Source organism: Bacillus sp. FSL K6-1000 (genome assembly GCF_038630785.1).
Taxonomy (GTDB): domain Bacteria; phylum Bacillota; class Bacilli; order Bacillales; family Bacillaceae; genus Bacillus; species Bacillus safensis.
The window spans coordinates 1-26214 of record NZ_CP152042.1 but is presented as its reverse complement, the minus strand read 5'-3'; the positions used below and the strand labels follow the sequence as shown (position 1 = coordinate 26214).

At 43.0% G+C, this 26214-nt stretch carries 17 protein-coding genes, 3 tRNA genes, 3 rRNA genes and 1 other annotated feature; of the genes, 4 read left to right on the top strand and 19 right to left on the bottom strand.

Annotation, left to right across the window (positions count from 1 at the left end; translation table 11 throughout):
* The first annotated feature begins 57 nt into the window (after window positions 1-57).
* A complete protein-coding gene (locus tag MHI46_RS00115) occupies window positions 58-681 on the top strand; it encodes a deoxynucleoside kinase (protein ID WP_039175853.1) in 624 nt (207 codons plus the stop codon).
* Complete coding sequence (locus tag MHI46_RS00110) at window positions 678-1337, top strand: deoxynucleoside kinase (protein WP_039175851.1); 660 nt, start codon at window positions 678-680, stop codon at window positions 1335-1337. Before MHI46_RS00115 ends, MHI46_RS00110 begins: the two co-directional genes overlap by 4 nt.
* Window positions 1338-1427: 90 nt before the next feature.
* Here MHI46_RS00110 and MHI46_RS00105 read toward each other — a convergent pair.
* The 5 genes from MHI46_RS00105 to pdxS form a co-directional block, all read right to left on the bottom strand.
* Window positions 1428-1520: transfer RNA gene (locus MHI46_RS00105), tRNA-Ser, on the bottom strand.
* Window positions 1521-1846: 326 nt separating this feature from the next.
* Complete coding sequence (locus MHI46_RS00100; protein WP_059375788.1) at window positions 1847-2677, bottom strand: methyl-accepting chemotaxis protein; 831 nt, start codon at window positions 2675-2677, stop codon at window positions 1847-1849.
* A gap of 101 nt (window positions 2678-2778) precedes the next feature.
* Complete coding sequence (gene serS / locus MHI46_RS00095; RefSeq protein ID WP_039175845.1) at window positions 2779-4053, bottom strand: serine--tRNA ligase; 1275 nt, start codon at window positions 4051-4053, stop codon at window positions 2779-2781.
* Window positions 4054-4102: 49 nt separating this feature from the next.
* Window positions 4103-4319 (bottom strand) — a binding site (T-box leader).
* A 53-nt stretch (window positions 4320-4372) separates the two neighbouring features.
* Window positions 4373-4963, bottom strand: a complete 591-nt coding sequence (gene pdxT / locus MHI46_RS00090; RefSeq protein ID WP_260775094.1) for a pyridoxal 5'-phosphate synthase glutaminase subunit PdxT — start codon at window positions 4961-4963, stop codon at window positions 4373-4375.
* 20 nt (window positions 4964-4983) lie between these two features.
* A complete protein-coding gene (pdxS, locus tag MHI46_RS00085) occupies window positions 4984-5868 on the bottom strand; it encodes a pyridoxal 5'-phosphate synthase lyase subunit PdxS (RefSeq protein ID WP_039175840.1) in 885 nt (294 codons plus the stop codon).
* Between the two features lie 246 nt (window positions 5869-6114).
* On the opposite strand from pdxS, the gene MHI46_RS00080 reads away from it, so the two are divergent.
* Window positions 6115-7593, top strand: coding sequence for a PLP-dependent aminotransferase family protein (locus MHI46_RS00080; protein WP_039175838.1), 1479 nt, complete (start codon window positions 6115-6117; stop codon window positions 7591-7593).
* A 42-nt stretch (window positions 7594-7635) separates the two neighbouring features.
* On the opposite strand, the gene MHI46_RS00075 is transcribed toward MHI46_RS00080, so the two are convergent.
* Entirely contained in the window at window positions 7636-8961 is a 1326-nt protein-coding gene (locus MHI46_RS00075; RefSeq protein WP_039175836.1) for a D-alanyl-D-alanine carboxypeptidase family protein, read from the bottom strand.
* A 160-nt stretch (window positions 8962-9121) separates the two neighbouring features.
* On the bottom strand, window positions 9122-10588 hold the full coding sequence (gene guaB, locus MHI46_RS00070) for an IMP dehydrogenase (RefSeq protein ID WP_024426749.1): 1467 nt from the start codon (window positions 10586-10588) through the stop codon (window positions 9122-9124).
* Between the two features lie 121 nt (window positions 10589-10709).
* Here guaB and MHI46_RS00065 point away from each other — a divergent pair, with 121 nt between their 5' ends.
* On the top strand, window positions 10710-11678 hold the full coding sequence (locus MHI46_RS00065; RefSeq protein ID WP_039175832.1) for a YaaC family protein: 969 nt from the start codon (window positions 10710-10712) through the stop codon (window positions 11676-11678).
* 11 nt (window positions 11679-11689) lie between these two features.
* Here the strand turns inward: MHI46_RS00065 and rrf are convergent.
* From rrf to dnaA, 12 genes are all read right to left on the bottom strand, one after another.
* A 5S ribosomal RNA gene (gene rrf / locus MHI46_RS00060) occupies window positions 11690-11805 on the bottom strand.
* A 61-nt stretch (window positions 11806-11866) separates the two neighbouring features.
* A 23S ribosomal RNA gene (locus MHI46_RS00055) occupies window positions 11867-14797 on the bottom strand.
* A 98-nt stretch (window positions 14798-14895) separates the two neighbouring features.
* Window positions 14896-14971, bottom strand: a tRNA-Ala gene (locus tag MHI46_RS00050).
* A 14-nt stretch (window positions 14972-14985) separates the two neighbouring features.
* Window positions 14986-15062: transfer RNA gene (locus MHI46_RS00045), tRNA-Ile, on the bottom strand.
* A 95-nt stretch (window positions 15063-15157) separates the two neighbouring features.
* Window positions 15158-16706 (bottom strand): 16S ribosomal RNA (locus MHI46_RS00040).
* Together the 16S, 23S and 5S rRNA genes with 2 tRNA genes alongside form the textbook arrangement of a ribosomal RNA operon.
* 365 nt (window positions 16707-17071) lie before the next feature.
* Window positions 17072-19576 carry a DNA gyrase subunit A gene (gene gyrA / locus MHI46_RS00035; protein WP_039175829.1) on the bottom strand — a complete coding sequence of 835 codons (2505 nt, stop codon included), beginning with the start codon at window positions 19574-19576 and terminating at the stop codon, window positions 17072-17074.
* Between the two features lie 232 nt (window positions 19577-19808).
* Window positions 19809-21725, bottom strand: coding sequence for a DNA topoisomerase (ATP-hydrolyzing) subunit B (gene gyrB, locus MHI46_RS00030; protein WP_039182941.1), 1917 nt, complete (start codon window positions 21723-21725; stop codon window positions 19809-19811).
* 57 nt (window positions 21726-21782) lie between these two features.
* The gene (locus MHI46_RS00025; protein WP_039175827.1) at window positions 21783-22028 is read right to left on the bottom strand and encodes an extracellular matrix/biofilm biosynthesis regulator RemA family protein; all 246 of its coding nucleotides are present in this window, start codon (window positions 22026-22028) and stop codon (window positions 21783-21785) included.
* 17 nt (window positions 22029-22045) lie between these two features.
* Window positions 22046-23158 (bottom strand): DNA replication/repair protein RecF, encoded by a 1113-nt coding sequence (gene recF, locus MHI46_RS00020; RefSeq protein ID WP_024424075.1) that lies wholly within the window; start codon window positions 23156-23158, stop codon window positions 22046-22048.
* Window positions 23159-23174: 16 nt separating this feature from the next.
* Window positions 23175-23390 (bottom strand): S4 domain-containing protein YaaA, encoded by a 216-nt coding sequence (gene yaaA / locus MHI46_RS00015; protein ID WP_008360916.1) that lies wholly within the window; start codon window positions 23388-23390, stop codon window positions 23175-23177.
* A 150-nt stretch (window positions 23391-23540) separates the two neighbouring features.
* Window positions 23541-24677, bottom strand: coding sequence for a DNA polymerase III subunit beta (gene dnaN / locus MHI46_RS00010; RefSeq protein ID WP_039175825.1), 1137 nt, complete (start codon window positions 24675-24677; stop codon window positions 23541-23543).
* 196 nt (window positions 24678-24873) lie between these two features.
* Window positions 24874-26214, bottom strand: a complete 1341-nt coding sequence (dnaA, locus tag MHI46_RS00005; RefSeq protein ID WP_024424073.1) for a chromosomal replication initiator protein DnaA — start codon at window positions 26212-26214, stop codon at window positions 24874-24876.

Below are 26214 nucleotides of genomic sequence, written 5' to 3'. Positions count from 1 at the left end.
ATGGTACAATATACATTGGTTTGACAACTTTAACTTTATAGATAGAGGAGAACGCCTATGTATCCTGCCCCTTTTATTGCAGTGGAAGGCCCAATTGGAGCCGGAAAAACAACTTTGGCTACAATGCTTGCAAAGGAATTTCAATTTCCTTTAGTAAAAGAGATTGTAGAAGAAAATCCATTCTTAGATAAATTTTATGAAGATATGGAACAATGGAGCTTTCAGCTTGAGATGTTCTTTTTATGCAATCGGTTCAAACAGTTAGAATTAATTGAAGAAAACTATGTAAATAAACAGCAGCCGGTTGTCACTGATTATCATGTTTATAAAAATATGATATTTGCAGAAAGAACATTATCAAAAAAGCACATGGATAAATACAGAAAGATCTATCACCTGCTAACAGATGATCTTCCTAAACCAAATGCCATGATCTATATAAAAGCCAGCCTTCCCACCTTACTTGAAAGAATACAGATGAGAGGACGCTCTTTTGAAGAAGACATAGACCCAGCTTATTTAAAAACACTCATTGAAGATTATGAGCTGGCGATTGAACATTTAAAACAGACTGAGCCGGGGCTTCCTATCATTACAATTGAAGGAGATCATACAGACTTCGTTTCCTCACAGCAAGATTACCAGCAAATTGTACAGAACATAAAGGAGCAAGTGCTATGAACAAGATCGAAATACCAAAGGACGCAGTCATCACAATTGCCGGGACTGTTGGTGTCGGCAAATCCACTATGACCAAAACAATAGCAGACAAGCTAGGGTTTCAAACGTCTCTTGAAAAAGTAGATGATAACCCATATTTAGAGCCTTTTTATTCAGATTTCCAAAGATGGAGCTTCCACTTACAGGTCTATTTCCTGGCTGAGCGTTTTAAGGAGCAAAAGCGGATTTTTGAATCTGGCGGAGGATATGTACAAGATCGTTCCATTTATGAGGACACTGGCATTTTTGCAAAAATGCATGCGGACAAAGGTACGATGTCTGAGGTCGATTATGAAACATATACAAGCCTATTTGAGGCGATGGTGATGACACCTTACTTCCCTCACCCTGATGTCCTCATCTATCTGCACGGGGATTTAGATCATATTTTACATCGTATTGAAGAACGCGGCAGAGAAATGGAAACTCAAACTGACCGGGCTTATTGGGAAGAAATGTACACTCGATACACAGAGTGGATCGAACAATTTGATTTATGCCCAGTGATTAAAATTAATATTGAAGATTACGACTTACTTCATGATGAAAGTTCACTTGATCCCATTCTTCATGAAATAGCTTCTGTTATTCAAAAAAATCGCTCTAAAACAAAATAAAAAAAACCGCTGCATTCGCGAAATGCAGCGGTTTGACAATTTCCAATTTTTATGCTTGCGTTCAATTCAACTAAGGTAAAAAAATCAATATGGCGGAGGAAGAGGGATTCGAACCCCCGCGGGCTTTGACACCCCTGTCGGTTTTCAAGACCGATCCCTTCAGCCGGACTTGGGTATTCCTCCGTATCGACAAGAATTAATATACCATATCATTTTATTTGAAGTCAACATCTTTTCGAAAAAAAATTTCAATTTGTGATTTCGGCATGATATTTGCCTATAAAAAAGCAGCCATTGATGGCTGCTCCAGATTGTTGACAAAGGGCTAAAATGATTTTGATTTTAGCCCTTTGTCTTCTTTTCAGCGTGATAGAAAACCTTTGCAGTCTAGGAAGGGCGAGCACCGGAGCGGAGCGAATTTGACATTCGTGAGCACCGAAGCGCAGACCTGACACCGAATGCGAGGGTTTGTCTACACGCTGAAGCAGCCATTGATGGCTGCTCTTGATCTATTTCGTATCCTGTCTCATTTCTTCAATAAACTGATTCATTTCTACTTTAAACTCATTTAATGATTCGATAATCTTCGTAAAGTCTGTCACTTGTTCGGCTTGTTCATTTGTTGAGCTGCTGATTTGTGAGATGTTTTCAGACAAAGTGCCAATGCTGTCTTGGATTTCTTTTAAAAATGTATTAATGGTTTCAGCCGCTTCCTTCGAGCCATCTGATAATTTACGCACTTCATCAGCCACGACAGCGAACCCTTTTCCATTCTCACCTGCTCTTGCGGCTTCAATTGCAGCATTTAAACCTAGCAGATTTGTTTGTCTAGCGATTCCGCCAATGGTTTTGACGACTTCTTCAATATTCGCAGATTTCTCTTCCGCTCTTCCTGCCTGTTCGCTTATTTCTAAACTTGTGGCAGCCAGCTCTTGTGAATGTGCAGCAATTTGCTCAATTCCACCTTGGAGTTCTTTCGCTACTTTATTGATTTGCTCCATATAACCGCTTAATTTTTTTTCACGATGATATGTAAATGCCACTAAAAAAGAGCCAATTACTTTTCTATCTTCATCAAAAATCGGGTAACCTTTTACAGCAACTTCATAACCATATAGTGATTCTGGTAAGTAACCGTCATATTCTTGTCCTCTTAATGTCGTCGCCACATTTTGGTCTTCTGGGTTCAATGGGTCCCCAACTTTCATACCAAAATCTATTGTGTTAGACGGGTAATAACAAAGTACCTTCTCTGTATCCGTGATACCGAAAAGAATACTTTCATCTAGTACCTTTCTAAGTAATTGAGCCATTTCAACATAATAGTCAAGCCTATTCAAGATTATTCCTTCTTTCCTAGAAGCTTTTACTCTTTTTATCGGCTAAATTCAGGAAAACTGTAGGACTTTTGGTAAAAAGAATAAGATGCCTTGACGGCATCTTATTTCATCACTTCTTTATTTCCCATGTAAGGACGCAGTACTTCAGGAATGATCACTGTGCCGTCCTCTTGTTGATAGTTTTCTAAAATAGCCGCTACGGTTCTTCCTACCGCTAATCCAGATCCATTTAATGTGTGGACATGTTCTGGCTTCGCTTTAGGCTCCGGACGGAAACGAATGTTTGCACGTCTTGCCTGGAATGCTTCGAAGTTACTGCAAGAAGAAATTTCACGGTACGTATTCTGGCTCGGGATCCATACTTCGATATCGTATTTCTTCGCAGCTGTGAAGCCTAAATCTCCCGTACACATGCTCATGACGCGGTATGGCAGGTTCAATAGCTGAAGAACTTTTTCTGCTTGATTTGTTAATTTCTCTAATTCTTCATAAGAATCTTCTGGTCTGACAAATTTCACGAGCTCTACCTTGTTAAATTGATGCTGACGGATGAGTCCACGTGTATCTCTGCCGGCAGATCCAGCTTCTGATCTAAAGCAAGCACTGAATGCTGCATAGTTGATTGGCAGTTGTTCACCATCGAGGATTTCATCACGATGCATGTTGGTAATCGGCACTTCAGCTGTTGGAATGAGGAAGTAATCTTCTTCGCGAATTTTAAAGGCATCCTCTTCGAATTTTGGAAGCTGACCAGTTCCTGTCATGCTCGCTCTGTTGACCATATAAGGTGGAAGCACTTCAGTAAAACCAAACTCATCCACATGTAAATCAAGCATAAAATTATACAATGCGCGCTCTAAGCGTGCGCCAAGCCCTTTATAAAAAACGAAACGGCTTCCTGTCACTTTTCCTGCACGTTCAAAATCAAGGATGTTGAGCTCATCAGCTACGTCCCAATGTGGTTTTGGTTCAAATGAGAAGGCTGGCTGTTCGCCCCATTTTCTCACTTCCACGTTGTCGTCTTCTGTTTCACCAACTGGTACAGAGTCATGAGGGATATTTGGAATTGAGAACAATATGTGCTGCAGGCTTTCTTCTACTGTTCTTAGCTCGTCATCCAGCTTCTTGATCTCATCTCCTACCTCTCGCATTTCTTGAATAATGTGATCGGCGTCTTTCTTTTCTCTTTTTAGAACGGCTACTTGTTGTGATACTTCATTTCTTCGGCTCTTTAATTCTTCTGTTTTCCCGATTAATTCTCTTCTTTTTTGATCTAGCTCACCAAACTTATCAAAATCCGCTAAATCTTCGCCTCGGTGTGCTAATTTTTCTTTGATTTGATCAAAGTCCGTGCGCAGTTGTTTAATATCCAGCATGTATAACACTCCTTTTTTTATCGAAAAATAAAAAGAGCCCTCATCCCATGAAAGGGACGAGAGCTCTCGCGTTGCCACCCTGATTGAAAACATGCAGAAGCATGCTTCCCTCTTTCCTCTGTAACGGTATCACCGTAAATGCTTACTTCTCTTGTTTCAGCATTTCGCTCAAGGATGGATTCAGAATGCATCTTTCACCGATTCTCACCAACCATCGGCTCTCTGAGAAAGAGGGGCTTCTTACTATTTCCCGTCAACGCTTTTTCGATCTTTGATTGTGTTTTTAATGTACTATAAGTTTTATCTCTTTTCAACCGTTTTATACAGCAAGCTTCGTTTTGTAGGACTTCACCATATCAACAAACAACTGCGTTAACCGGTGATCGTCTGTCAGCTCTGGATGAAAAGAGCAGCCCAGGATATTGTTTTCTTTCGCCATCACAATCCTGCCATCATATTCGGCCATGATTTCTACGCGATCATCTGCGCTGATGATATGAGGCGCACGGATGAACACCCCTGTAAACGGCGCATCCAGTCCTTTTACTTCTAAATCTGCTTCAAAGCTGTCTACCTGTCTGCCAAAAGAGTTCCGTGCGACAGATACATTTAACAATCCAAGATGAGCATCTTCTCGATCTTCGACATGCTTTGCCAGCATAATCAACCCGGCACATGTACCGAAAATCGGTTTCCCTTGAGCAGCGAACGCTTTGATCGGATCAATGAATTGGTACGTATCCATGAGTCTTCTCATCGTCGTACTTTCTCCACCAGGGATAATCAAACCGTCAACGGATTCTAGCTCTTCTACTCGTTTGATGATCTTTCCTTCTGCTCCGCAGGCTTCAATTGATTGAATATGCTCTCTCACCGCTCCTTGAAGCCCTAGTACACCAATTGTCAGCATGTTCGTTTGCGCTCCCTTAATTACCAGCCACGCTCTTGCATACGTTCTTCTGGCAGTAGATTTGAAATTTCAATTCCTTTCATAGCTGTTCCAAGCTCTTTTGAAAGTTCTGCAATGAGACGGTAATCAGTGTAATGAGTTGTTGCTTCAACAATCGCTTTGGCGAATTTAGCCGGATTGTCTGATTTGAAGATACCAGATCCGACAAATACACCATCTGCTCCAAGCTGCATCATTAACGCTGCATCTGCTGGTGTTGCAACGCCTCCAGCTGCAAAGTTCACAACTGGCAGCTTGCCATCTCTTTTGATTTGCAGCAATAATTCATAAGGCGCGCCAAGGTTCTTGGCTTCTGTCATCAGTTCATCTTCACTCATGGCTGATACTTTACGAATCTGAGCATTGACCTTTCTCATATGACGAACAGCTTCTACAATGTTGCCTGTCCCTGGCTCTCCTTTTGTACGAAGCATAGAAGCGCCTTCTGCGATACGGCGGGTTGCCTCACCTAAGTCGCGGCATCCACAGACAAAAGGTACTGTGTATTCATTTTTATTTAAATGGAATTCTTCATCTGCGGGGGTCAGCACTTCACTCTCATCGATATAATCAACACCAAGTGCTTCAAGAACACGAGCCTCGACGATGTGGCCGATACGTGCTTTTGCCATGACTGGAATCGTTACGGCATTTTGTACTTCCTCTACGATTCTTGGGTCTGCCATACGGGCAACACCGCCTGCTGCACGGATATCAGCTGGTACTCGTTCTAGTGCCATGACTGCCACCGCACCTGCTTCTTCTGCAATTTTTGCCTGCTCCGCATTGACGACATCCATAATGACGCCACCCTTTTGCATTTCTGCCATTCCACGTTTCACTCGTTCAGTTCCCTTATTGCTCACAATAGTTTCCTCCCATTTGTCTATTCGATTCATTCAACATCTTTATCATACAAGCGAGAAAGTATAACAATAAAGAGAATAGTATAACAATTCAAACAGCCGATAAAAAAGAATAAACCCTTGTATATAAAGGGTTTCCAGCTAAAAACATGTCATTTTCTCTTTCAAGTGTGATTTACATGCTATAATGCAACTATAACAATTAAAATTCATGTATAACAATGTTGCATTATATGGAGGGGTTTCATGCATATTGATATCCATCGACACTCTGATACATCTCTTTCAAATCAAATTTACTTTTCAATCATTGACCACATTCAATCAGGTTTGCTTCAGCAAGGAGAAAAGCTGCCAACTGTACGTGATTTAGCTAAGCAGCTCAATGTGAGTCTTGTCACGGCAGCAAAGGCATACACCCGATTAAAGGACGACGGATATTTAAAGACGGTGCAAGGTAAAGGAACTTTTGTGGATGAGCAGCAAGAGCAGGCAGAGATTCCGGTTCCATCATCTACCTCTTTCGATTGGCAGTTGTCGATTCCAGATTATTTACCACGGTCTCAATTCGCTCAGTATCACTATGTCGAAGAAGCCATTAACCTTTCTTCCTCTATGATCGATCCAGGGCTTTTGCCCAACCGGTATTTAGAAAAAGAAATGCAGCATGTACTAGCCAGACATCCTCAAATCATGTCGAAGTATGGTGAGATACAAGGTGACCTTCAGCTGCGACAAGTCATTCAGTCTTTTTTAGAAAAGTTGGATGTGCCGTCTACACCTGAAAATATCCTAGTAACAAGTGGTTCTCAGCAAGGGCTTGATTTGGTGGCACGTACGTTTATTGGGCCGGATGATGTGGTGGTCATGGAAGCACCGACATACCCTGGGGCCATTGATGTCTTTATGGGCAGAGGAGCAAGAATCATTACCGTCCCTGTCGATCATGAAGGGATGAACATGAAACAGCTTCAAAGCATTTGTGATAAATATAAACCGAAACTCATCTATACGATTCCTACTTTCCACAGTCCAACAGGGGCCAGTATGTCGATGAAGCGTAGAAAACAGCTTCTCTTACTGGCTCAAAGCATTGATTGTCTCATTGTAGAAGATGACCCTTATCGCGAGCTTTATTTTGAAAAGAAGCCGCCAGCACCTATAAAAAGCTTGGATCATGATGGACACGTCATTTATTTACGAGGATTAAGTAAAACACTGGCTCCAGGATGCAGAATCGGGATTATCACAGCCTCCGGCTCGATATTTAACCGTTTATTAGCTGCAAAGGCCAATAATGACTTAGGCAGCCCTCTCCTCACACAAAAGGCCATATTGCCGTTTCTGACATCGAAGAAAATGATTGATCATACGAAGAAGCTAAGAACCGCCTTGAAAGTGAGACGCGATTTGATGATGGATGTGTTAACGAAGCACGCACCGAAAGATGTAACGTGGCAAATTCCACAGGGCGGGCTCAATTTATGGCTTAGCTTTCCTTCCTGGGTCGATACACGAGCACTGTTGCATGAAGCACGCAAGCAGCAAATCACCTTTCTGCCTGGTTCTGTCTGTTATCCTGGAGAGCCGAAGCAGAATTATATCCGCCTCAGCTTTTCCTATGTGAATGAAAAAGCACTGACCGAAGGCGTGGAAAAGTTATGTGATATTTTTCAGCAAGCTTTATCGACTCCTCAAAATCAGAAGCAATCGCTCTTCTTTTAACGATAAAAAAACTGCTCTCATGAATAGAGAGCAGTTTTTTTATTAGAACCAACCTTTTACTGTGTCAACGATTCCGCCCCAAATGCCAGCGAAAAATCCACCTACACCGCGCATTGCTAGGATGAACCAGTTTGCTTTTTCATCGCCTGTTTTCGTCACAAGCTCAACACCTGATTGGTCTTTATTTAAATAGCCGTAGTCCTTCTCATCACCAGAATAAGAAGTCGTCAGCATGCCAACCTTCGTTCCTTTTTTAATAGGAGCTTCTAAGTTCTTTTTCTCGATATTTACTTTTGCTTTATAGCTCTTTTCGTCACCATTTTTTACTGGCACAGAAAATGCTTCTTTCGTCACAACAGGTACTTCTTTATCTTTGCCTTTATCAACTGCGATGTTTTCATGTCCTTTGATTTGTTGACCTTTTTTGTACATTTCTTTCATCGTGAAGTTTTTAAATGCATAGTCGAACAGTTTTTTTGCCACGTCGAAACGTGCTGTATGAAGATTACCTTTTGCATTTAGGATGACGGCAATGACGCGCATGTCACCTTGTTTTGCCGTACCTGTGAAGCTAGAACCGGCTGAATCTGTAGAACCTGTTTTCAGACCGTCTACACCTTTATATTCCTTCACAAGTCCTTTAAGCATGAAGTTCCAGTTAGGCATGTCCATTTCATCGTCAGTGCCTTCTCTGAACTTTGTTTTTGCAATACTTGCTGTTTCAAGAATTTCTGGATGGTCTTTGATGAGATGCTGTGCAAGCAATGCCATATCTTTTGCCGATACTTCACTTTCTTCATCAGGACCAGTACCTTTTGGCTGTTGGCCATGTAAGTCTTTATTTTCCAGACCGGTTGCATTCACGAATTTGTAGTTTGTTAAACCAAGTTCTTTTGCTTTTGCGTTCATTTTTTCAACAAACTTCGATTCTGATCCAGCAATCACTTCTGCTAAACCAATCGCTGCTGCATTTGCCGAATAAATAGCCGTTGCTTGATAAAGTTCTTTTACTGTATACGAACCATCTTTTCTCAAAGGAACGTTAGATAAACTGCGGTCCTGAGAAATTTCGTATACATAATCATCTGGCGTATACTTTTGATCCCATTTCACTTTACCTTCAGCAATCGCCTCTAGTAATAGATACTCGGTCATCATTTTTGCCATACTTGCAATAGGCAGTCTTTGATCTGCGTTTTTACTATAAAGAATTTTACCTGTAGAAGCTTCAATAAGGATCGCTGCTTTCGCATTCACACTGAATGGATCTTCAGCAGCCTTTGCTTTGGACATTGGTGTAAATGCTGTAACAATCAATGCCAATGCAAGGATAGAGACCATAAGCTGTTTCAACATCTTGCTGTTCAATCGTCATACCTCCGTATTCATCTTTTTTCGACGTTTTTCATATATATGTAATCCACAAGGGCTTATTTCAACACAACAGTATAAATTTTATCACAATAAAGACAAAAAAAATAGACAGAGTCATAGACCCTGTCAAATGTAATTTGATTGTCACAATTTATCAAGAAATTGTGTAGTTTGGTGATTCTTTTGTAATTTGTACATCATGTGGATGACTCTCACGAAGTCCTGCACCCGTCATACGAATGAACTGTGCTTCTTCTCTAAGAGTGCGTAAATCCTGTGTTCCACAATAGCCCATACCAGAACGAATACCGCCAACTAGTTGATACACTGTATCAACGACTGGCCCTTTGTATGGTGTACGGCCTTCGATTCCTTCAGGAACGAACTTTTTATTATCTTCTTGGAAGTAACGATCTTTACTTCCTTTTTCCATTGCAGCAACAGAACCCATACCACGATAAACTTTGAAGCGTCTACCTTGGAAAATTTCTGTTTCTCCTGGGCTTTCAGATGTACCAGCTAGAAGGCTTCCCAGCATAACAGCATGTCCGCCAGATGCTAGTGCTTTCACGATATCACCTGAATATTTAATTCCACCATCTGCAATAATAGCTTTACCATGTTTTCTTGCTTCTGTTGCACAGTCATAGATCGCTGTGATTTGTGGTACACCAACACCTGCAACAACACGTGTTGTACAAATAGATCCTGGTCCGATACCGACTTTCACAATATCTGCTCCTGCTTCAAACAATGCTTTTGTTGCTTCAGCTGTTGCAACATTACCAGCAATGATGTTAAGAGAAGGATACGTTTCACGGATTTTCGATACAGTGTTTAGAACACCTTGAGAATGACCGTGTGCTGTATCAATGACAATAACATCCACATTGGCTTCGACTAATTTTTTCACACGTGTCATTGTATCGCCAGTGACACCAACAGCGGCACCAACAATTAAACGGCCATGTGCATCTTTAGAGGAGTTAGGGAATTCAATCACTTTTTCAATATCTTTGATTGTGATAAGACCTTTTAACGTTCCTTCGTCATCTAAGAGAGGTAATTTTTCAATCTTGTATTGCTGTAAGATTTTTTCAGCTTCTTCTAACGTTGTACCAACAGAAGCTGTCACAAGTTCCTCTTTTGTCATCACGTCGCTAATCTTCATTGAATAATCCGAAATAAAACGAAGGTCACGGTTCGTAATAATACCAACAAGCTTTTGGTCTTGTTCGTTGTTGACAATCGGCACACCTGAAATACGGTATTTACCCATTAAATGCTCTGCATCAAATACTTGATGCTCTGGTGTTAAGAAGAATGGATTTGTAATAACGCCGCGCTCTGAACGTTTTACTTTATCCACCTGTTCTGCTTGCTGTTCAATGGACATGTTCTTATGAATAATACCAAGACCACCTTGACGTGCCATTGCAATCGCCATTTGTGATTCCGTCACTGTATCCATTCCAGCACTGATAATTGGAATGTTTAGCTTTAATGTACTTGTTAGCTCCACTGATAAATCGACATCACGCGGAAGTACTTCAGACTTTGCTGGAACAAGCAAAACATCGTCAAACGTCAAACCTTCTTTTGAAAATTTACTTTCCCACATTAGTAAATCCCCCTCTTTTCGGCAAAATATTATATGTAGATTATCAACTAGCAAACAGCATGTCAAGGAAGCAACAAACAGTTGCAATTTTTAGAAAATATAAAGAGAGTTGAGGAAGAAGATGAAAAGTTCAGGATGGAAGGATTTAAAACGTTTTTACTCGCTAGAAACTTCCCAAAAGTTTCTATTTCAACAATATGAGAAACGGAACATTCCAGATGCAAATCAGCAAGCCTATAAAAACTGTGAACGATTTATTTACTTTCTAAAACATGGCCATACGTTTTATGAACAGGCTGCGAATGCACCTTTAGAACTTAAACCCATTTTATTGTTTTATGGAATGGCACAGCTATTAAAAGCATGTTTGCTGACAGTTGATCCCCATTATCCTTCTCAAACCTCTGTTTTAGCCCATGGCGTAACATCGAGAAAGAGAAAGAAACAGCATTACCGCTTTAGCGAAGATGAAGTGAAAATCCAAAGAAACGGGCTATGTATGCATGTGTTAAAGCATCTATTTCATTTAAAGGGTCTTGAAGATGAGCGATTTACAATGATCCATCTCCTGTCCAAAATACCTGAAATGAGTCATATTCTTGAGTTTCAAAAGCAGCCCGCGACATTAGTTAAAGTGGAAAAGGCGAATGGAATGATGATTCAAGATCATATTCCATTACTTTATAACATGTCTGCTGAACGCTTTATTGAATACTTTGAGTTCCATACAAGCTGGAAACTCAAACAGAGAGAGGCTAAGAAATTGACGTTTGATGTATTTCTTGAAGAAAACCCAGCACTCGCTACTCATCTTCATTATGATTTAGAAATGGATCAATGGTTTATACCGTCAACACGAGATGCTTTTCTAGGGATTCCTGAGATCATCAGCCATTACTTATTGATGTATAACCTTAGTATGATTGCCCGCTACGAAACAGAATGGTGGTACGAGCTGCTGTCTCAATACATTAGCGACGATTACGTCATGATTGAACGCTACATGGAGATTGCAGAAGAGAAGTTCCCAGCTTACATCATGATGCTGTTAGAAGAAAAAACAAAAAAGACCAGTTCCAAATGGAACTGATCCTGATAGAAGCTTGGCGGCGTCCTACTCTCACAGGGGGAAACCCCCAACTACCATCGGCGCTGAAGAGCTTAACTTCCGTGTTCGGTATGGGAACGGGTGTGACCTCTTCGCTATCGCCACCAAACCTGATGGAGAGAATGTTCTCTCAAAACTAGATAACAATGTTCATGCTTCACAATAGAATATAGGTTAAGTCCTCGATCTATTAGTATCTGTCAGCTCCACGTGTCACCACGCTTCCACCTCAGACCTATCAACCTGATCATCTTTCAGGGATCTTACTTCCTTGCGGAATGGGAAATCTCATCTTGAGGGGGGCTTCATGCTTAGATGCTTTCAGCACTTATCCCGTCCGCACATAGCTACCCAGCGATGCCCTTGGCAGAACAACTGGTACACCAGCGGTGCGTCCATCCCGGTCCTCTCGTACTAAGGACAGCTCCTCTCAAATTTCCTGCGCCCGCGACGGATAGGGACCGAACTGTCTCACGACGTTCTGAACCCAGCTCGCGTACCGCTTTAATGGGCGAACAGCCCAACCCTTGGGACCGACTACAGCCCCAGGATGCGATGAGCCGACATCGAGGTGCCAAACCTCCCCGTCGATGTGGACTCTTGGGGGAGATAAGCCTGTTATCCCCGGGGTAGCTTTTATCCGTTGAGCGATGGCCCTTCCATGCGGAACCACCGGATCACTAAGCCCGACTTTCGTCCCTGCTCGACTTGTAGGTCTCGCAGTCAAGCTCCCTTGTGCCTTTACACTCTGCGAATGATTTCCAACCATTCTGAGGGAACCTTTGGGCGCCTCCGTTACATTTTAGGAGGCGACCGCCCCAGTCAAACTGCCCACCTGACACTGTCTCCCTGCCCGATAAGGGCAGCGGGTTAGAAGGTCAATACAGCCAGGGTAGTATCCCACCGATGCCTCCACCGAAGCTAGCGCTCCGGTTTCCAAGGCTCCTACCTATCCTGTACAAGCTGTACCAACATTCAATATCAGGCTGCAGTAAAGCTCCACGGGGTCTTTCCGTCCTGTCGCGGGTAACCTGCATCTTCACAGGTACTATAATTTCACCGAGTCTCTCGTTGAGACAGTGCCCAGATCGTTGCGCCTTTCGTGCGGGTCGGAACTTACCCGACAAGGAATTTCGCTACCTTAGGACCGTTATAGTTACGGCCGCCGTTTACTGGGGCTTCAATTCGCACCTTCGCTTACGCTAAGCGCTCCTCTTAACCTTCCAGCACCGGGCAGGCGTCAGCCCCTATACTTCGCCTTACGGCTTCGCAGAGACCTGTGTTTTTGCTAAACAGTCGCCTGGGCCTATTCACTGCGGCTTCTCGGGGCTTTAACACCCTAAGAAGCACCCCTTCTCCCGAAGTTACGGGGTCATTTTGCCGAGTTCCTTAACGAGAGTTCTCTCGATCACCTTAGGATTCTCTCCTCGCCTACCTGTGTCGGTTTGCGGTACGGGCACCTCTCACCTCGCTAGAGGCTTTTCTTGGCAGTGTGGAATCAGGAACTTCGCTACTAAATTTCGCTCGCCATCACAGCTCAGCCTTTATGGGAAACGGATTTGCCTATTTCCCAGCCTAACTGCTTGGACGCGGATATCCAATACCGCGCTTACCCTATCCTCCTGCGTCCCCCCATTGCTCAAATGGTGAGGAGGTGGTACAGGAATATCAACCTGTTGTCCATCGCCTACGCCTTTCGGCCTCGGCTTAGGTCCCGACTAACCCTGAGCGGACGAGCCTTCCTCAGGAAACCTTAGGCATTCGGTGGACGGGATTCTCACCCGTCTTTCGCTACTCATACCGGCATTCTCACTTCTAAGCGCTCCACCAGTCCTTCCGGTCTGGCTTCACAGCCCTTAGAACGCTCTCCTACCACTGTTCGTAAGAACAGTCCGCAGCTTCGGTGATACGTTTAGCCCCGGTACATTTTCGGCGCAGAGTCACTCGACCAGTGAGCTATTACGCACTCTTTAAATGGTGGCTGCTTCTAAGCCAACATCCTGGTTGTCTAAGCAACTCCACATCCTTTTCCACTTAACGTATACTTTGGGACCTTAGCTGGCGGTCTGGGCTGTTTCCCTTTCGACTACGGATCTTATCACTCGCAGTCTGACTCCCAAGGATAAGTCATCGGCATTCGGAGTTTGACTGAATTCGGTAACCCGGTAGGGGCCCCTAGTCCAATCAGTGCTCTACCTCCGAGACTCTTACCTTGAGGCTAGCCCTAAAGCTATTTCGGAGAGAACCAGCTATCTCCAGGTTCGATTGGCATTTCACCCCTACCCACACCTCATCCCCGCACTTTTCAACGTGCGTGGGTTCGGGCCTCCATTCAGTGTTACCTGAACTTCACCCTGGACATGGGTAGATCACCTGGTTTCGGGTCTACGACCACGTACTCATGCGCCCTATTCAGACTCGCTTTCGCTGCGGCTCCGCATCTTCTGCTTAACCTTGCACGGGATCGTAACTCGCCGGTTCATTCTACAAAAGGCACGCCATCACCCGTTAACGGGCTCTGACTACTTGTAGGCACACGGTTTCAGGATCTATTTCACTCCCCTTCCGGGGTGCTTTTCACCTTTCCCTCACGGTACTGGTTCACTATCGGTCACTAGGGAGTATTTAGCCTTGGGAGATGGTCCTCCCGGATTCCGACGGAATTTCACGTGTTCCGCCGTACTCAGGATCCACTCTGGAGAGAACAACATTTCAGTTACAGGGCTGTTACCTTCTTTGGCGGGCCTTTCCAGACCTCTTCGCTTATATCGTTCCTTTGTAACTCCGTATAGAGTGTCCTACAACCCCAAGAGGCAAGCCTCTTGGTTTGGGCTGTTCCCGTTTCGCTCGCCGCTACTCAGGGAATCGCATTTGCTTTCTCTTCCTCCGGGTACTTAGATGTTTCAGTTCCCCGGGTATGCCTTCTCATACTCTATGTATTCAAGTATGGATACTACTCCATTACGAGCAGTGGGTTTCCCCATTCGGAAATCTCCGGATCAAAGCTTGCTTACAGCTCCCCGAAGCATATCGGTGTTCGTCCCGTCCTTCATCGGCTCCTAGTGCCAAGGCATCCACCGTGCGCCCTTTCTAACTTAACCATTTCTTACTTTAGAAAGAATCACTATGTGTGATGAACTTTGCATTGCATTCAATGTGAATGTATTACTTATTGTTATCTAGTTTTCAAAGAACACGTTGGTGGAGCCTAGCGGGATCGAACCGCTGACCTCCTGCGTGCAAGGCAGGCGCTCTCCCAGCTGAGCTAAGGCCCCGATTTAATAGAAGATGGTGGGCCTGAGTGGACTCGAACCACCGACCTCACGCTTATCAGGCGTGCGCTCTAACCAGCTGAGCTACAGGCCCATCTTTCATATCGAAGATATGATGTTGTAGGATCTTTTGCAAGTTCCTTCAAAACTAAACAAGACGAAAACGCACGCTGCTCCATATATCCTTAGAAAGGAGGTGATCCAGCCGCACCTTCCGATACGGCTACCTTGTTACGACTTCACCCCAATCATCTGCCCCACCTTCGGCGGCTGGCTCCATAAAGGTTACCTCACCGACTTCGGGTGTTGCAAACTCTCGTGGTGTGACGGGCGGTGTGTACAAGGCCCGGGAACGTATTCACCGCGGCATGCTGATCCGCGATTACTAGCGATTCCAGCTTCACGCAGTCGAGTTGCAGACTGCGATCCGAACTGAGAACAGATTTATGGGATTGGCTAAACCTTGCGGTCTTGCAGCCCTTTGTTCTGTCCATTGTAGCACGTGTGTAGCCCAGGTCATAAGGGGCATGATGATTTGACGTCATCCCCACCTTCCTCCGGTTTGTCACCGGCAGTCACCTTAGAGTGCCCAACTAAATGCTGGCAACTAAGATCAAGGGTTGCGCTCGTTGCGGGACTTAACCCAACATCTCACGACACGAGCTGACGACAACCATGCACCACCTGTCACTCTGTCCCCGAAGGGAAAGCCCTATCTCTAGGGTTGTCAGAGGATGTCAAGACCTGGTAAGGTTCTTCGCGTTGCTTCGAATTAAACCACATGCTCCACCGCTTGTGCGGGCCCCCGTCAATTCCTTTGAGTTTCAGTCTTGCGACCGTACTCCCCAGGCGGAGTGCTTAATGCGTTAGCTGCAGCACTAAGGGGCGGAAACCCCCTAACACTTAGCACTCATCGTTTACGGCGTGGACTACCAGGGTATCTAATCCTGTTCGCTCCCCACGCTTTCGCTCCTCAGCGTCAGTTACAGACCAGAGAGTCGCCTTCGCCACTGGTGTTCCTCCACATCTCTACGCATTTCACCGCTACACGTGGAATTCCACTCTCCTCTTCTGCACTCAAGTTTCCCAGTTTCCAATGACCCTCCCCGGTTGAGCCGGGGGCTTTCACATCAGACTTAAGAAACCGCCTGCGAGCCCTTTACGCCCAATAATTCCGGACAACGCTTGCCACCTACGTATTACCGCGGCTGCTGGCACGTAGTTAGCCGTGGCTTTCTGGTTAGGTACCGTCAAGGTGCGAGCAGTTACTCTCGCACTTGTTCTTCCCTAACAACAGAGCTTTACGATCCGAAAACCTTCATCACTCACGCGGCGTTGCTCCGTCAGACTTTCGTCCATTGCGGAAGATTCCCTACTGCTGCCTCCCGTAGGAGTCTGGGCCGTGTCTCAGTCCCAGTGTGGCCGATCACCCTCTCAGGTCGGCTACGCATCGTCGCCTTGGTGAGCCATTACCCCACCAACTAGCTAATGCGCCGCGGGTCCATCTGTAAGTGACAGCCGAAACCGTCTTTCATCCTTGAACCATGCGGTTCAAGGAACTATCCGGTATTAGCTCCGGTTTCCCGGAGTTATCCCAGTCTTACAGGCAGGTTACCCACGTGTTACTCACCCGTCCGCCGCTAACATCCGGGAGCAAGCTCCCTTCTGTCCGCTCGACTTGCATGTATTAGGCACGCCGCCAGCGTTCGTCCTGAGCCAGGATCAAACTCTCCGAAAAAGTACAAAACCGAAGTTTTGTTTTTCGTCAGCGTTTGACTGACTACCTATGAAGTATCATAGGATTTTTTATAAAAACTCGAATTAACAGGTACGTTTTGTCTTGTTTAGTTTTCAAAGAACTTGTGTGTCACTCTCTCAAAGCGACCACTTAAATATATCATATATCTCTATCAACAGTCAACATTTTTCTTAAAAAACATTTTATTTTTTTAAGAAGTTTCCACTGTAGAAGAGATAAAAAATAGAGCCTCTTTTTGCTCCTTTGAAAGATTAACACATATCTATGAAAAAAGCATTATAAATTTCAAAAAAACTCATGTTTTTTTAGAAAAAAATAAAGCCGGTGAAGAACCGGCTTTATTTTTACTCAGATTGCTCTTGATCTGACTCTATAGTTTCTACGTTTTCTTCACTATTCTCTTCATCATCTTCTTGTGATTGTTCAACTAATGCCACTGTAGCGACATGTTCATCATCACCAAGACGAATCAGGCGGACACCTTGAGTGACTCGACCTGTTGTTGAAATGTCTGAAACGGCCATACGAATGATCACGCCGCTTCCTGTAATAATCATCAAGTCCTCTTCAGCTTCAGCATTTGTTGCCTTCACTGCGACAAGCGGACCATTGTTATCAGTGATTTTACATGTTTTAAGACCTTTACCGCCCCGGCTTTGAACACGGTATTCTTTTTCAGGTGTTAACTTACCATATCCTTTTTCGGTTACGATCAATACGTTTGCATCTGGCTCAAGGATTTCCATCCCAACGACGATGTCATCCTCTGAAAGCGTAATTCCTTTCACGCCAGCCGCCGTACGTCCCATTTCACGAACGTCTGTCTCGTCAAAACGAATCAGCATACCTTTTTTCGTACCAATGATGATTTGTTTTTCTCCATTGGTTAAACGGACAGCCATCAGTTCATCTTCGTCACGAAGACTTAATGCGATAAGTCCATTGTTTCGAATGTTGGCAAACTGAGATAATGATGTTCGTTTTGATACGCCGTGTCTTGTTGTAAAGAAGAGATACGAATCTTCATCAAATTCGCTTACTGGAATAATGGCATTAATCCACTCTCCCTTTTCTACTTCAAGCAGGTTAATAATCGGAATCCCTTTCGCCGTTCGTCCGAATTCAGGAATTTCATATCCCTTCGCACGATAGACCTTCCCTTTATTAGAGAAGAAGAGGATCGTATCATGGGTAGATGTTGAAATCAGCTGTTCTACGAAATCATCCTCATTGGTTCCCATGCCCTGAACACCTTTACCGCCTCTTTTTTGGCTGCGGTATGTTGATGCAGGCAGACGCTTGATATAACCATTATGAGTCAGCGTAATCACAATATTCTCAACAGGGATCAAATCTTCGTCTTCAATTGTTTCAATACCTGCCGTCACAATTTCAGTACGGCGCGTATCATTGAAACGTTCTTTGATTTCTGTTAATTCTTCTCTAATGATTTCAAGAACTTTCTCATTGTCTGCTAAAATGGCTTTCAACTCAGCAATCAAATCAACAAGTCCTTTGTATTCTTCTTCTATCTTTTCTCTTTCCAAACCAGTTAAGCGCTGAAGACGCATATCAAGAATGGCCTGTGCTTGTTTTTCGGACAAGCTATAGTTCTCCATTAAGCCATTTCTCGCAATTTCAGCAGTTTGAGAGCTTCTAATTAATGCAATGACTTCATCTAAATGGTCAAGAGCGATTCTTAAACCTTCTAGAATATGAGCTCTTGCTTCAGCTTTACGAAGTTCATATGCTGTTCTTCTGCGAATGATCACTTTTTGATGCTCTAGATAATATTCAAGACATTGTTTGAGGGACAAGACTTTCGGCTGTCCATCAACTAGTGCCAATAAGTTGATCCCAAATGACGTTTGGAGTGTCGTTTGTTTATAAAGATTGTTTAATAGAACGTGGGCGTTCGCGTCTCTTCGCAGTTCAATTACAATCCGCATTCCATTACGATCAGACTCGTCACGCAGATCTGTAATGCCATCAATCTTTTTATCGCGCACAAGATCAGCGATTTTTTCGATCAAACGGGCTTTGTTGACCTGATATGGAATTTCATTGATGACAATCCGCTGCTTACCGCTGGATGTTTCTTCGATAATAGAATTTGCACGTAATGTAATAGAGCCCCGGCCTGTTTCATATGCTTTGCGAATTCCGCTTCGGCCTATGATTTGTCCCGCAGTTGGGAAATCTGGTCCTGGAATGATCTCCATTAGTTCCTGTGTTGTCATTTCTGGGTTTTGACTAATCGCAAGTACCCCATCAATCACTTCACCTAGCTGGTGAGGGGGAATGTTGGTGGCCATCCCTACAGCGATACCTGTTGCCCCGTTGACTAATAAGTTCGGGAATCGAGCTGGCATAACGATTGGTTCTCTTTCACTGCCATCGTAGTTATCTTGATAATCAATCGTATCCTTGGTGATATCACGCAGGATTTCCATTGAAATTTTAGATAGACGCGCCTCAGTATAACGCATTGCCGCTGCACCGTCTCCATCGACAGAACCAAAGTTTCCATGACCTTCAACCAGCATATTACGATAGTTGAAATCTTGCGCCATCCGAACCATCGCTTCGTATACAGCGCTGTCACCGTGAGGGTGGTACTTACCGATAACTTCCCCAACGATACGTGCAGATTTCTTAAATGGTTTATCACTTGTCATACCTAGGTCATTCATCGCATACAAAATTCTTCGATGCACGGGCTTCAATCCATCTCGCACATCTGGTAATGCACGCGAAACAATAACACTCATTGCATAATCTAAAAAGGACGTACGCATTTCTTGACTAATATTTACTTCGCGTACATTTGGTGTATGTTGTTCACTCACTATAAGAACCTCCCTTTACGTATCACATGAAATAAATTATGTGGGAGTAAAATATGTATTTATCTTCACAAGACTATTCTCCATTATATCAATAATCTCGGCTTTATACACATTTATTTACTAGAAAATCAACGAAAACACGGAAAACCAGGACATTCGTTACACGCCCCTATTTCTTGAAAAACAACCTTATTCCAAACAAGAAATAAGGTTGTTCTCAGGAGGGATCTATCTAAATATCAAGGTTTTTCACGTATTGTGCATTTTCTTCGATAAAGTTTCGTCTCGGCTCTACTTTATCTCCCATCAGCATTTCAAATGTCTCATCAGCATCGATCGCATCCTCAAGTGTGACTTGAAGAAGTGTTCTCGCATCAGGGTCCATTGTTGTTTCCCAAAGCTGAGCAGCATTCATTTCTCCAAGACCTTTATAACGCTGAAGTCCAGGCTTTGGTGTTTGAGGAAGTGATTTTAACAGCTCATCCAGCTGTTTATCGTTATACACGTACTCCACACGTTTTCCTTGCTGCACTTTATATAAAGGCGGCTGCGCAATATACACATAACCGTTTTCAATAATTTCACGCATGTAGCGATAGAAGAATGTTAAGAGCAGCGTTCGAATATGTGCACCATCCACATCGGCATCTGTCATGATCACAATTTTGTGATAGCGTGCTTTCTCTAAAGTAAAGTCTTCTCCGATTCCAGTTCCTAACGCTGTAATCATTGAACGAACCTCGTTGTTCGATAAAATTTTATCTAGACGAGCTTTTTCTACGTTTAGGATTTTCCCTCTTAACGGTAAAATCGCTTGGAAGTGACGATCACGTCCTTGTTTAGCAGACCCGCCCGCAGAATCTCCCTCTACAATATAGAGTTCAGAGATGGAAGGATCTTTAGAAGAACAGTCTGCCAGTTTCCCAGGTAAGCTGGAGACTTCCAGCGCACTTTTACGTCTTGTCAGCTCACGAGCCTTTTTGGCCGCCATTCTTGCACGAGCCGCCATCAGTCCCTTTTCCACAATTTTTTTCGCAGAATCAGGATTTTCAAGCAAGAATTTCTCAAGTGCTTCAGAGAAGAGGGAGTCAGTGATGGTTCTCGCTTCTGAGTTCCCAAGCTTCGTCTTCGTTTGTCCTTCGAATTGAGGGTCTGGATGTTTGATGGAGATAATGGCTGTTAAGCCTTCTCGCACATCTTCACCGCTCAAATTCGCATCCCCATCTTTGAATACGCCATTTTTACGAGCATAATCATTGATGACACGCGTTAGACCGGTTTTAAAGCCAGCTTCGTGTGTTCCGCCTTCATACGTATTGATATTGTTGGCGAAGGAATAGATATTGCTTGTATAGGAATCGTTGTATTGTAATGCCACTTCAACCGTGATTCCGTCTTTCTCACCTTCGATATAAACAGGTTCTTCGTGAACAACTTCTTTTGAGCGGTTTAAATGTTCTACATAACTCTTAATACCGCCTTCGTAGCAGTATTCATTTCTCCGCTCTTTGCCTTCACGCAAGTCTTCAATGATGATATTTACACCTTTTGTTAAGAAAGCCAACTCACGAACACGGTTGGCAAGTGTATCGTAATCAAATTCAATGGTTTCATTGAAAATTTCTGGATCTGGCACAAAGTGAGTGGTTGTCCCGGTTACATCTGTTTCACCAATAACCTCTAAATCTCCCACTGGAACGCCGCGTTTGAACTGCTGATAATGAATTTTTCCGTCACGGTATACAGTCACGTCTAAGGTAGTAGATAATGCATTTACAACAGATGCCCCTACACCATGCAGACCGCCTGATACTTTATAACCGCTGCCGTCGAATTTACCACCAGCGTGAAGAACAGTCATAATGACCTCTACGGCAGGACGCCCCATTTTCTCATGAATCCCAACAGGAATCCCGCGGCCATTATCTTTTACTGTAATGCTGTTATCTTTTTCAATTTGCACTGTAATGTCTGTACAATAACCAGCTAATGCCTCATCAATACTGTTGTCGACAATTTCCCATACAAGATGGTGAAGTCCTTTTGCATTGGTTGACCCAATGTACATTCCTGGACGTTTTCTAACAGCTTCTAGTCCTTCAAGCACCTGTATCTGATTTTCATCATAACTATTATGTTGCTGTTCCATTGCCACGTACATTCACCTACACTTTTCTTAAACGATATATTTATATGAATTGAGCTTTTAGACTTCAATTTCAATCACAAACGAAGCACGTTTTTTGAGCGTGCTTGAGGAAAGAGGAGAGTAATAAACAGATTCAGTTGTGACGACAATGGATTTGGGTGTCCCTTGGGATAACGAAATGATCTGTTTCTCTTGTTTTTGTAGAAATTCTTCTACAACAGAAGACGACCTCATTTTGTAATCAACAATTGCGACAATCTCTCGTGTAGAAACAACACAATCATCACCTAAATGAATATACAAGACTCACACCTCATTTATCAGTCAATTACTTTTCCACTGGCTACTCTGAAAATTTCCGCTTCTTTCAAGGTGGCGTGATCGATACCTTCAACACTTGTTGTGGTGACGAAGGTCTGGACACGTCCCTGAATGGTATGGAGCAAATGAGACTGTCTGTAATCATCAAGTTCAGATAACACATCATCAAGTAGAAGAATAGGATATTCTCCGATTTCTTCATGTATCAGATCAATTTCTGCCAGCTTTAGTGAAAGAGCTGTTGTTCTTTGCTGCCCTTGAGAGCCATATGTCTGAACATCCCGACCATTTACAAAGAAAAGCAGGTCATCTCTGTGAGGTCCCCACAGTGTCACCCCTCGGTCTATTTCTCTCTCTCTTAGTTTCTGAAACGATTCTTCATAGCTATTCTTTATTTTCGACAAGTCTGACGCTTCTGATACCTCTATTGCCGTCTGGTATTGGAGCGTGAGTGTTTCTAGCTCTCTAGAAATCCCAAAATGCAGCGGCTGCGCCCATTTTTCGAGCTGTTTCGTAAAAGTCAGTCGTCTTTTGACAACTTTCGCTGCCGCATCAATCAACTGCTCTGTTAAAATCTCCAGCATCGCTTGATCCGTTTGCTTTCTTGTCTGCAATTGTTTCAAGTAATGATTACGCTGAGAGAGGATTTTTTGATAGAGCGATAAATCATGCAAGTAGACAGCAGAAACTTGTCCAATCTCCATGTCGAGGAATCTTCTGCGGATTTGCGGGCTACCCTTCACAAGACTTAAGTCCTCTGGCGCAAACATGATGGTGTTTAACGCACCAACATAATGACTGAGCTTCTGTTGTTCAATGTGATTGACCTTACCCTTTTTCCCTTTTTTTGAGATCACGAGCTGCATTGGGAGTGGACCATTTTTTTTAATGACTCTACCTTCTATTTTAGCATAGTCTTGGTCCCATCGGATAAGTTCTTTATCATTTGACGTACGATGAGACTTTGCCATCGACAATACATAGATCGCTTCCATCAAGTTCGTTTTACCTTGGGCATTCTCACCGATCATGACATTCACCTTATTGTCGAATTGAAGCTCGGTGTGTTCATAGTTTCGGTATGAAGTTAACGCCAGACTTTGAATGTACATGTATTGTCACCCGTTTCTAATTCACAACTTGAAATGTGCCATAACCTTCAATCTCGACAACATCTCCTGGGTATAGTTTGCGTCCCCGTCTATTATCTGGCTCTTGATTAATGAACACCTCATGTTCACTTAAAAACCATTTCGCCATTCCGCCAGATTGGATGACTTCGGCTAATTTCAAAAACTGCCCTAATGTAATCATTTCTGTTTCAATGGTTATAAGATTAGGCATTGTATCGACCTCTTTCAATATCACTAATATCTAATTGTACTAAAAAACAAGACAAGAAGGAAAGGGGGAAAGCGAACTGGGATGAAAGAAAGCATGGAAAACGAGAAGAAAAGCTGCTGTGCACTCACACAGCAGCCATTTTAGATTGAATTAATACGTTCTTACCGGAAGAATCAATTGCAGGATAGAATCATCATTCGGCGTACGTAGGAGGAACGGTCTCATTGCACCAGTGAAGCTTACATGAATATCGGTTCCCTCTAATACTTTTAACGCATCCAGCATATATTTTGGACTGAAGGAGATTTTAAGATCTTCCCCTTTAATATCATCTGCTTGAACCGTCTCCACCACTTTACCGATCTCAGGCGAATTAGAAGAGATTTCAAGGCTTTGTTCAGGATCAGCTGACAGTTTCACGACATTATTACGTCCTTCTCTTGCCAAAAGTGATGCACGATCAATGGCTTGAAGGAACTCTTTCGTGTTGACCACGACATCCGTTTTACTTTCTTGCGGGATCAGACGAGCTGTATCTGGATAATTACCATCCAGCAATCTTGAGAAGAACAGGACGTTTTGTGCTTTAAAAAGAACTTGTGTTTCTGTAATGACGATGCTCACAAGATCTTGTCCATCATCAAGAATTTTACTTAGCTCTGTTAAACTCTTCCCTGGAATGACGACATTATACGAACTTTCCTCGTTAATATCTAACTTCGCTTTTCTTAAAGCAAGACGGTGGCTATCCGTCGCCGTGCATATTAATTCACCTTTTTCAACTTTCCAGTTTACACCCGTCAAGATAGGTCGTGTTTCTGAGGTGGACACTGCAAAAACAGTTTGACGAATCAAGTTTTTAAGCAGATCTGTCGGAATTTGAAATGCATGATGCTCTTCAATTTGTGGAAGATGCGGATATTCTTCAGCATCTAAGCCGTTTAAGTTAAATTCTGCTGAACCAGAGCGGATGATGGTCAGGTGATTTTGTTCTACTTCAATTTCGACAGTAGCCATAGGCAGTTTCTTTACAATTTCACTAAAGAAACGGGCTTGAAGCACAATACTTCCCGGACGATCGATGGTGATAACCTCTAAATCTCCATCTCTTTGAGGAATGAAAGATTCAATTGAGATATCAGAATCGCTTCCTGTTAGAGAAACCCCTTCATCAGACGCAACAATTTTAATCCCTGTCAAAATAGGAATCGTTGTTCTAGAGGATACGGCCTTTAATACATCTTGGACACTTTGGACAAGACGATCTTTTTGAATCGTGAATTTCATAGTGGTCCTCCTAAATTTTCTTAATGACATGTATATATATTTTATTAATAAAAATCGTAGAAGTAATAGTAGGGCTTGTGAATATGTGGATAAGTCGAGAAAAAGAAAGGAAAGACAGCCTATCCACATGTGGACAGACTGTGTATGACTATGCTCTAGTTATTCACATTTTCCCGTACTCATTATATCAGCTTGGTTATTTTAATTGTTCTTTGATCTCTTTGACATGCTGCTGAAGCTGTTCATCTTCAACGATTAATTTCGAAATCTTCTCATGAGCATGAATGACAGTCGTATGATCACGACCGCCAAATTCTTCTCCGATTTTAGGCAGAGAGGAATCGGTCATTTCTCTAGAGAGGTACATGGCAATTTGTCTTGGATAAGCAACTGACTTCGTACGTTTCTTCGCTTTGAAATCCTCTAATCGAATATTAAATTGCTGCCCTACGATTCTTTGAATATCTTTAATTGTAATGACCTTTGGCTTCGATGAAGGAATGATGTCCTTTAGTGCCTCAGCTGCTAAATCTGCATTAATGTCTTTATTAATTAAAGATGAGTAAGCAACGACACGAATCAAAGCACCCTCCAGCTCACGAATATTGCTGTCGATTTGATTGGCAATGTAAAGCATGACTTCATTTGGAATATCTAAGCCTTCTGCTTTTGCTTTTTTGCGCAGAATTGCGATACGTGTTTCTAGATCTGGCGGGGTAATGTCTGTAATTAGGCCCCATTCAAATCGAGAGCGCAATCTGTCTTCAAGTGTCGGAATTTCTTTCGGAGGCCGATCACTAGAAATGACGATTTGCTTACTTTCTTCGTGAAGTGTGTTGAATGTATGGAAAAACTCTTCTTGAGTTTGTTCTTTTCCTGCTAAAAATTGAATATCATCTATCAAAAGCACGTCTACATTCCGATAACGGTTACGGAAGTCGACAGCTTTGTTATCTCGGATTGAGTTGATAAATTCATTAGTAAATTTTTCAGATGATAGATAGACCACTTTGGCTGATGGATTATGGTCGATCACATAGTGACCAATCGCATGCATCAAGTGAGTCTTTCCTAAACCAACGCCCCCATAAATAAAAAGCGGGTTATATGCTTTTGCTGGTGCTTCCGCGACTGCAAGTGAAGCGGCATGAGCAAAACGGTTGCCTGAACCAATAACAAAAGTATCAAATGTATATTTTGGATTCAGCATATTTTGTGGAATGTCAACAGGCTCTTCTTTAGACATTTTTTTGATTGGAGACTTTGGCATGGCTTCCTCTTCGTCCTGATTTTGAGGAATAATAAATTTAATGCTGAGCTCTTCACCTGTTAGTTCATAGATGGTATCAGCAATTAAGTGAAGATATCTTGACTCGAGCCAATCTCTAGCAAATTCATTTGGTGCCGTAATTGTAAGCGTATCTCCCTGAAGAGAATGGGCTTTTGTCGATTTCATCCATGTCTCAAAACTGGGTTTGCTCAATTTTGTCTCTATTTTCTGAAGTGCTTTATTCCACAGATCCAAAATATTTTCCAT

Excerpts from the sequence above, each read along its gene's own strand:
- recF (WP_024424075.1), bottom strand. The coding sequence starts at position 23,158 with ATGTACATTCAAAGTCTGGCGTTAACTTCATACCGAAACTATGAACAC.
- dnaA (WP_024424073.1), bottom strand. The coding sequence starts at position 26,214 with ATGGAAAATATTTTGGATCTGTGGAATAAAGCACTTCAGAAAATAGAG.
- MHI46_RS00115 (WP_039175853.1), top strand. The coding sequence starts at position 58 with ATGTATCCTGCCCCTTTTATTGCAGTGGAAGGCCCAATTGGAGCCGGA.
- yaaA (WP_008360916.1), bottom strand. The coding sequence starts at position 23,390 with ATGCCTAATCTTATAACCATTGAAACAGAAATGATTACATTAGGGCAG.
- dnaN (WP_039175825.1), bottom strand. The coding sequence starts at position 24,677 with ATGAAATTCACGATTCAAAAAGATCGTCTTGTCCAAAGTGTCCAAGAT.
- MHI46_RS00080 (WP_039175838.1), top strand. The coding sequence starts at position 6,115 with ATGCATATTGATATCCATCGACACTCTGATACATCTCTTTCAAATCAA.
- MHI46_RS00065 (WP_039175832.1), top strand. The coding sequence starts at position 10,710 with ATGAAAAGTTCAGGATGGAAGGATTTAAAACGTTTTTACTCGCTAGAA.
- gyrB (WP_039182941.1), bottom strand. The coding sequence starts at position 21,725 with ATGGAACAGCAACATAATAGTTATGATGAAAATCAGATACAGGTGCTT.
- guaB (WP_024426749.1), bottom strand. The coding sequence starts at position 10,588 with ATGTGGGAAAGTAAATTTTCAAAAGAAGGTTTGACGTTTGACGATGTT.
- pdxT (WP_260775094.1), bottom strand. The coding sequence starts at position 4,963 with ATGCTGACAATTGGTGTACTAGGGCTTCAAGGAGCGGTGAGAGAGCAT.
- serS (WP_039175845.1), bottom strand. The coding sequence starts at position 4,053 with ATGCTGGATATTAAACAACTGCGCACGGACTTTGATCAAATCAAAGAA.
- MHI46_RS00110 (WP_039175851.1), top strand. The coding sequence starts at position 678 with ATGAACAAGATCGAAATACCAAAGGACGCAGTCATCACAATTGCCGGG.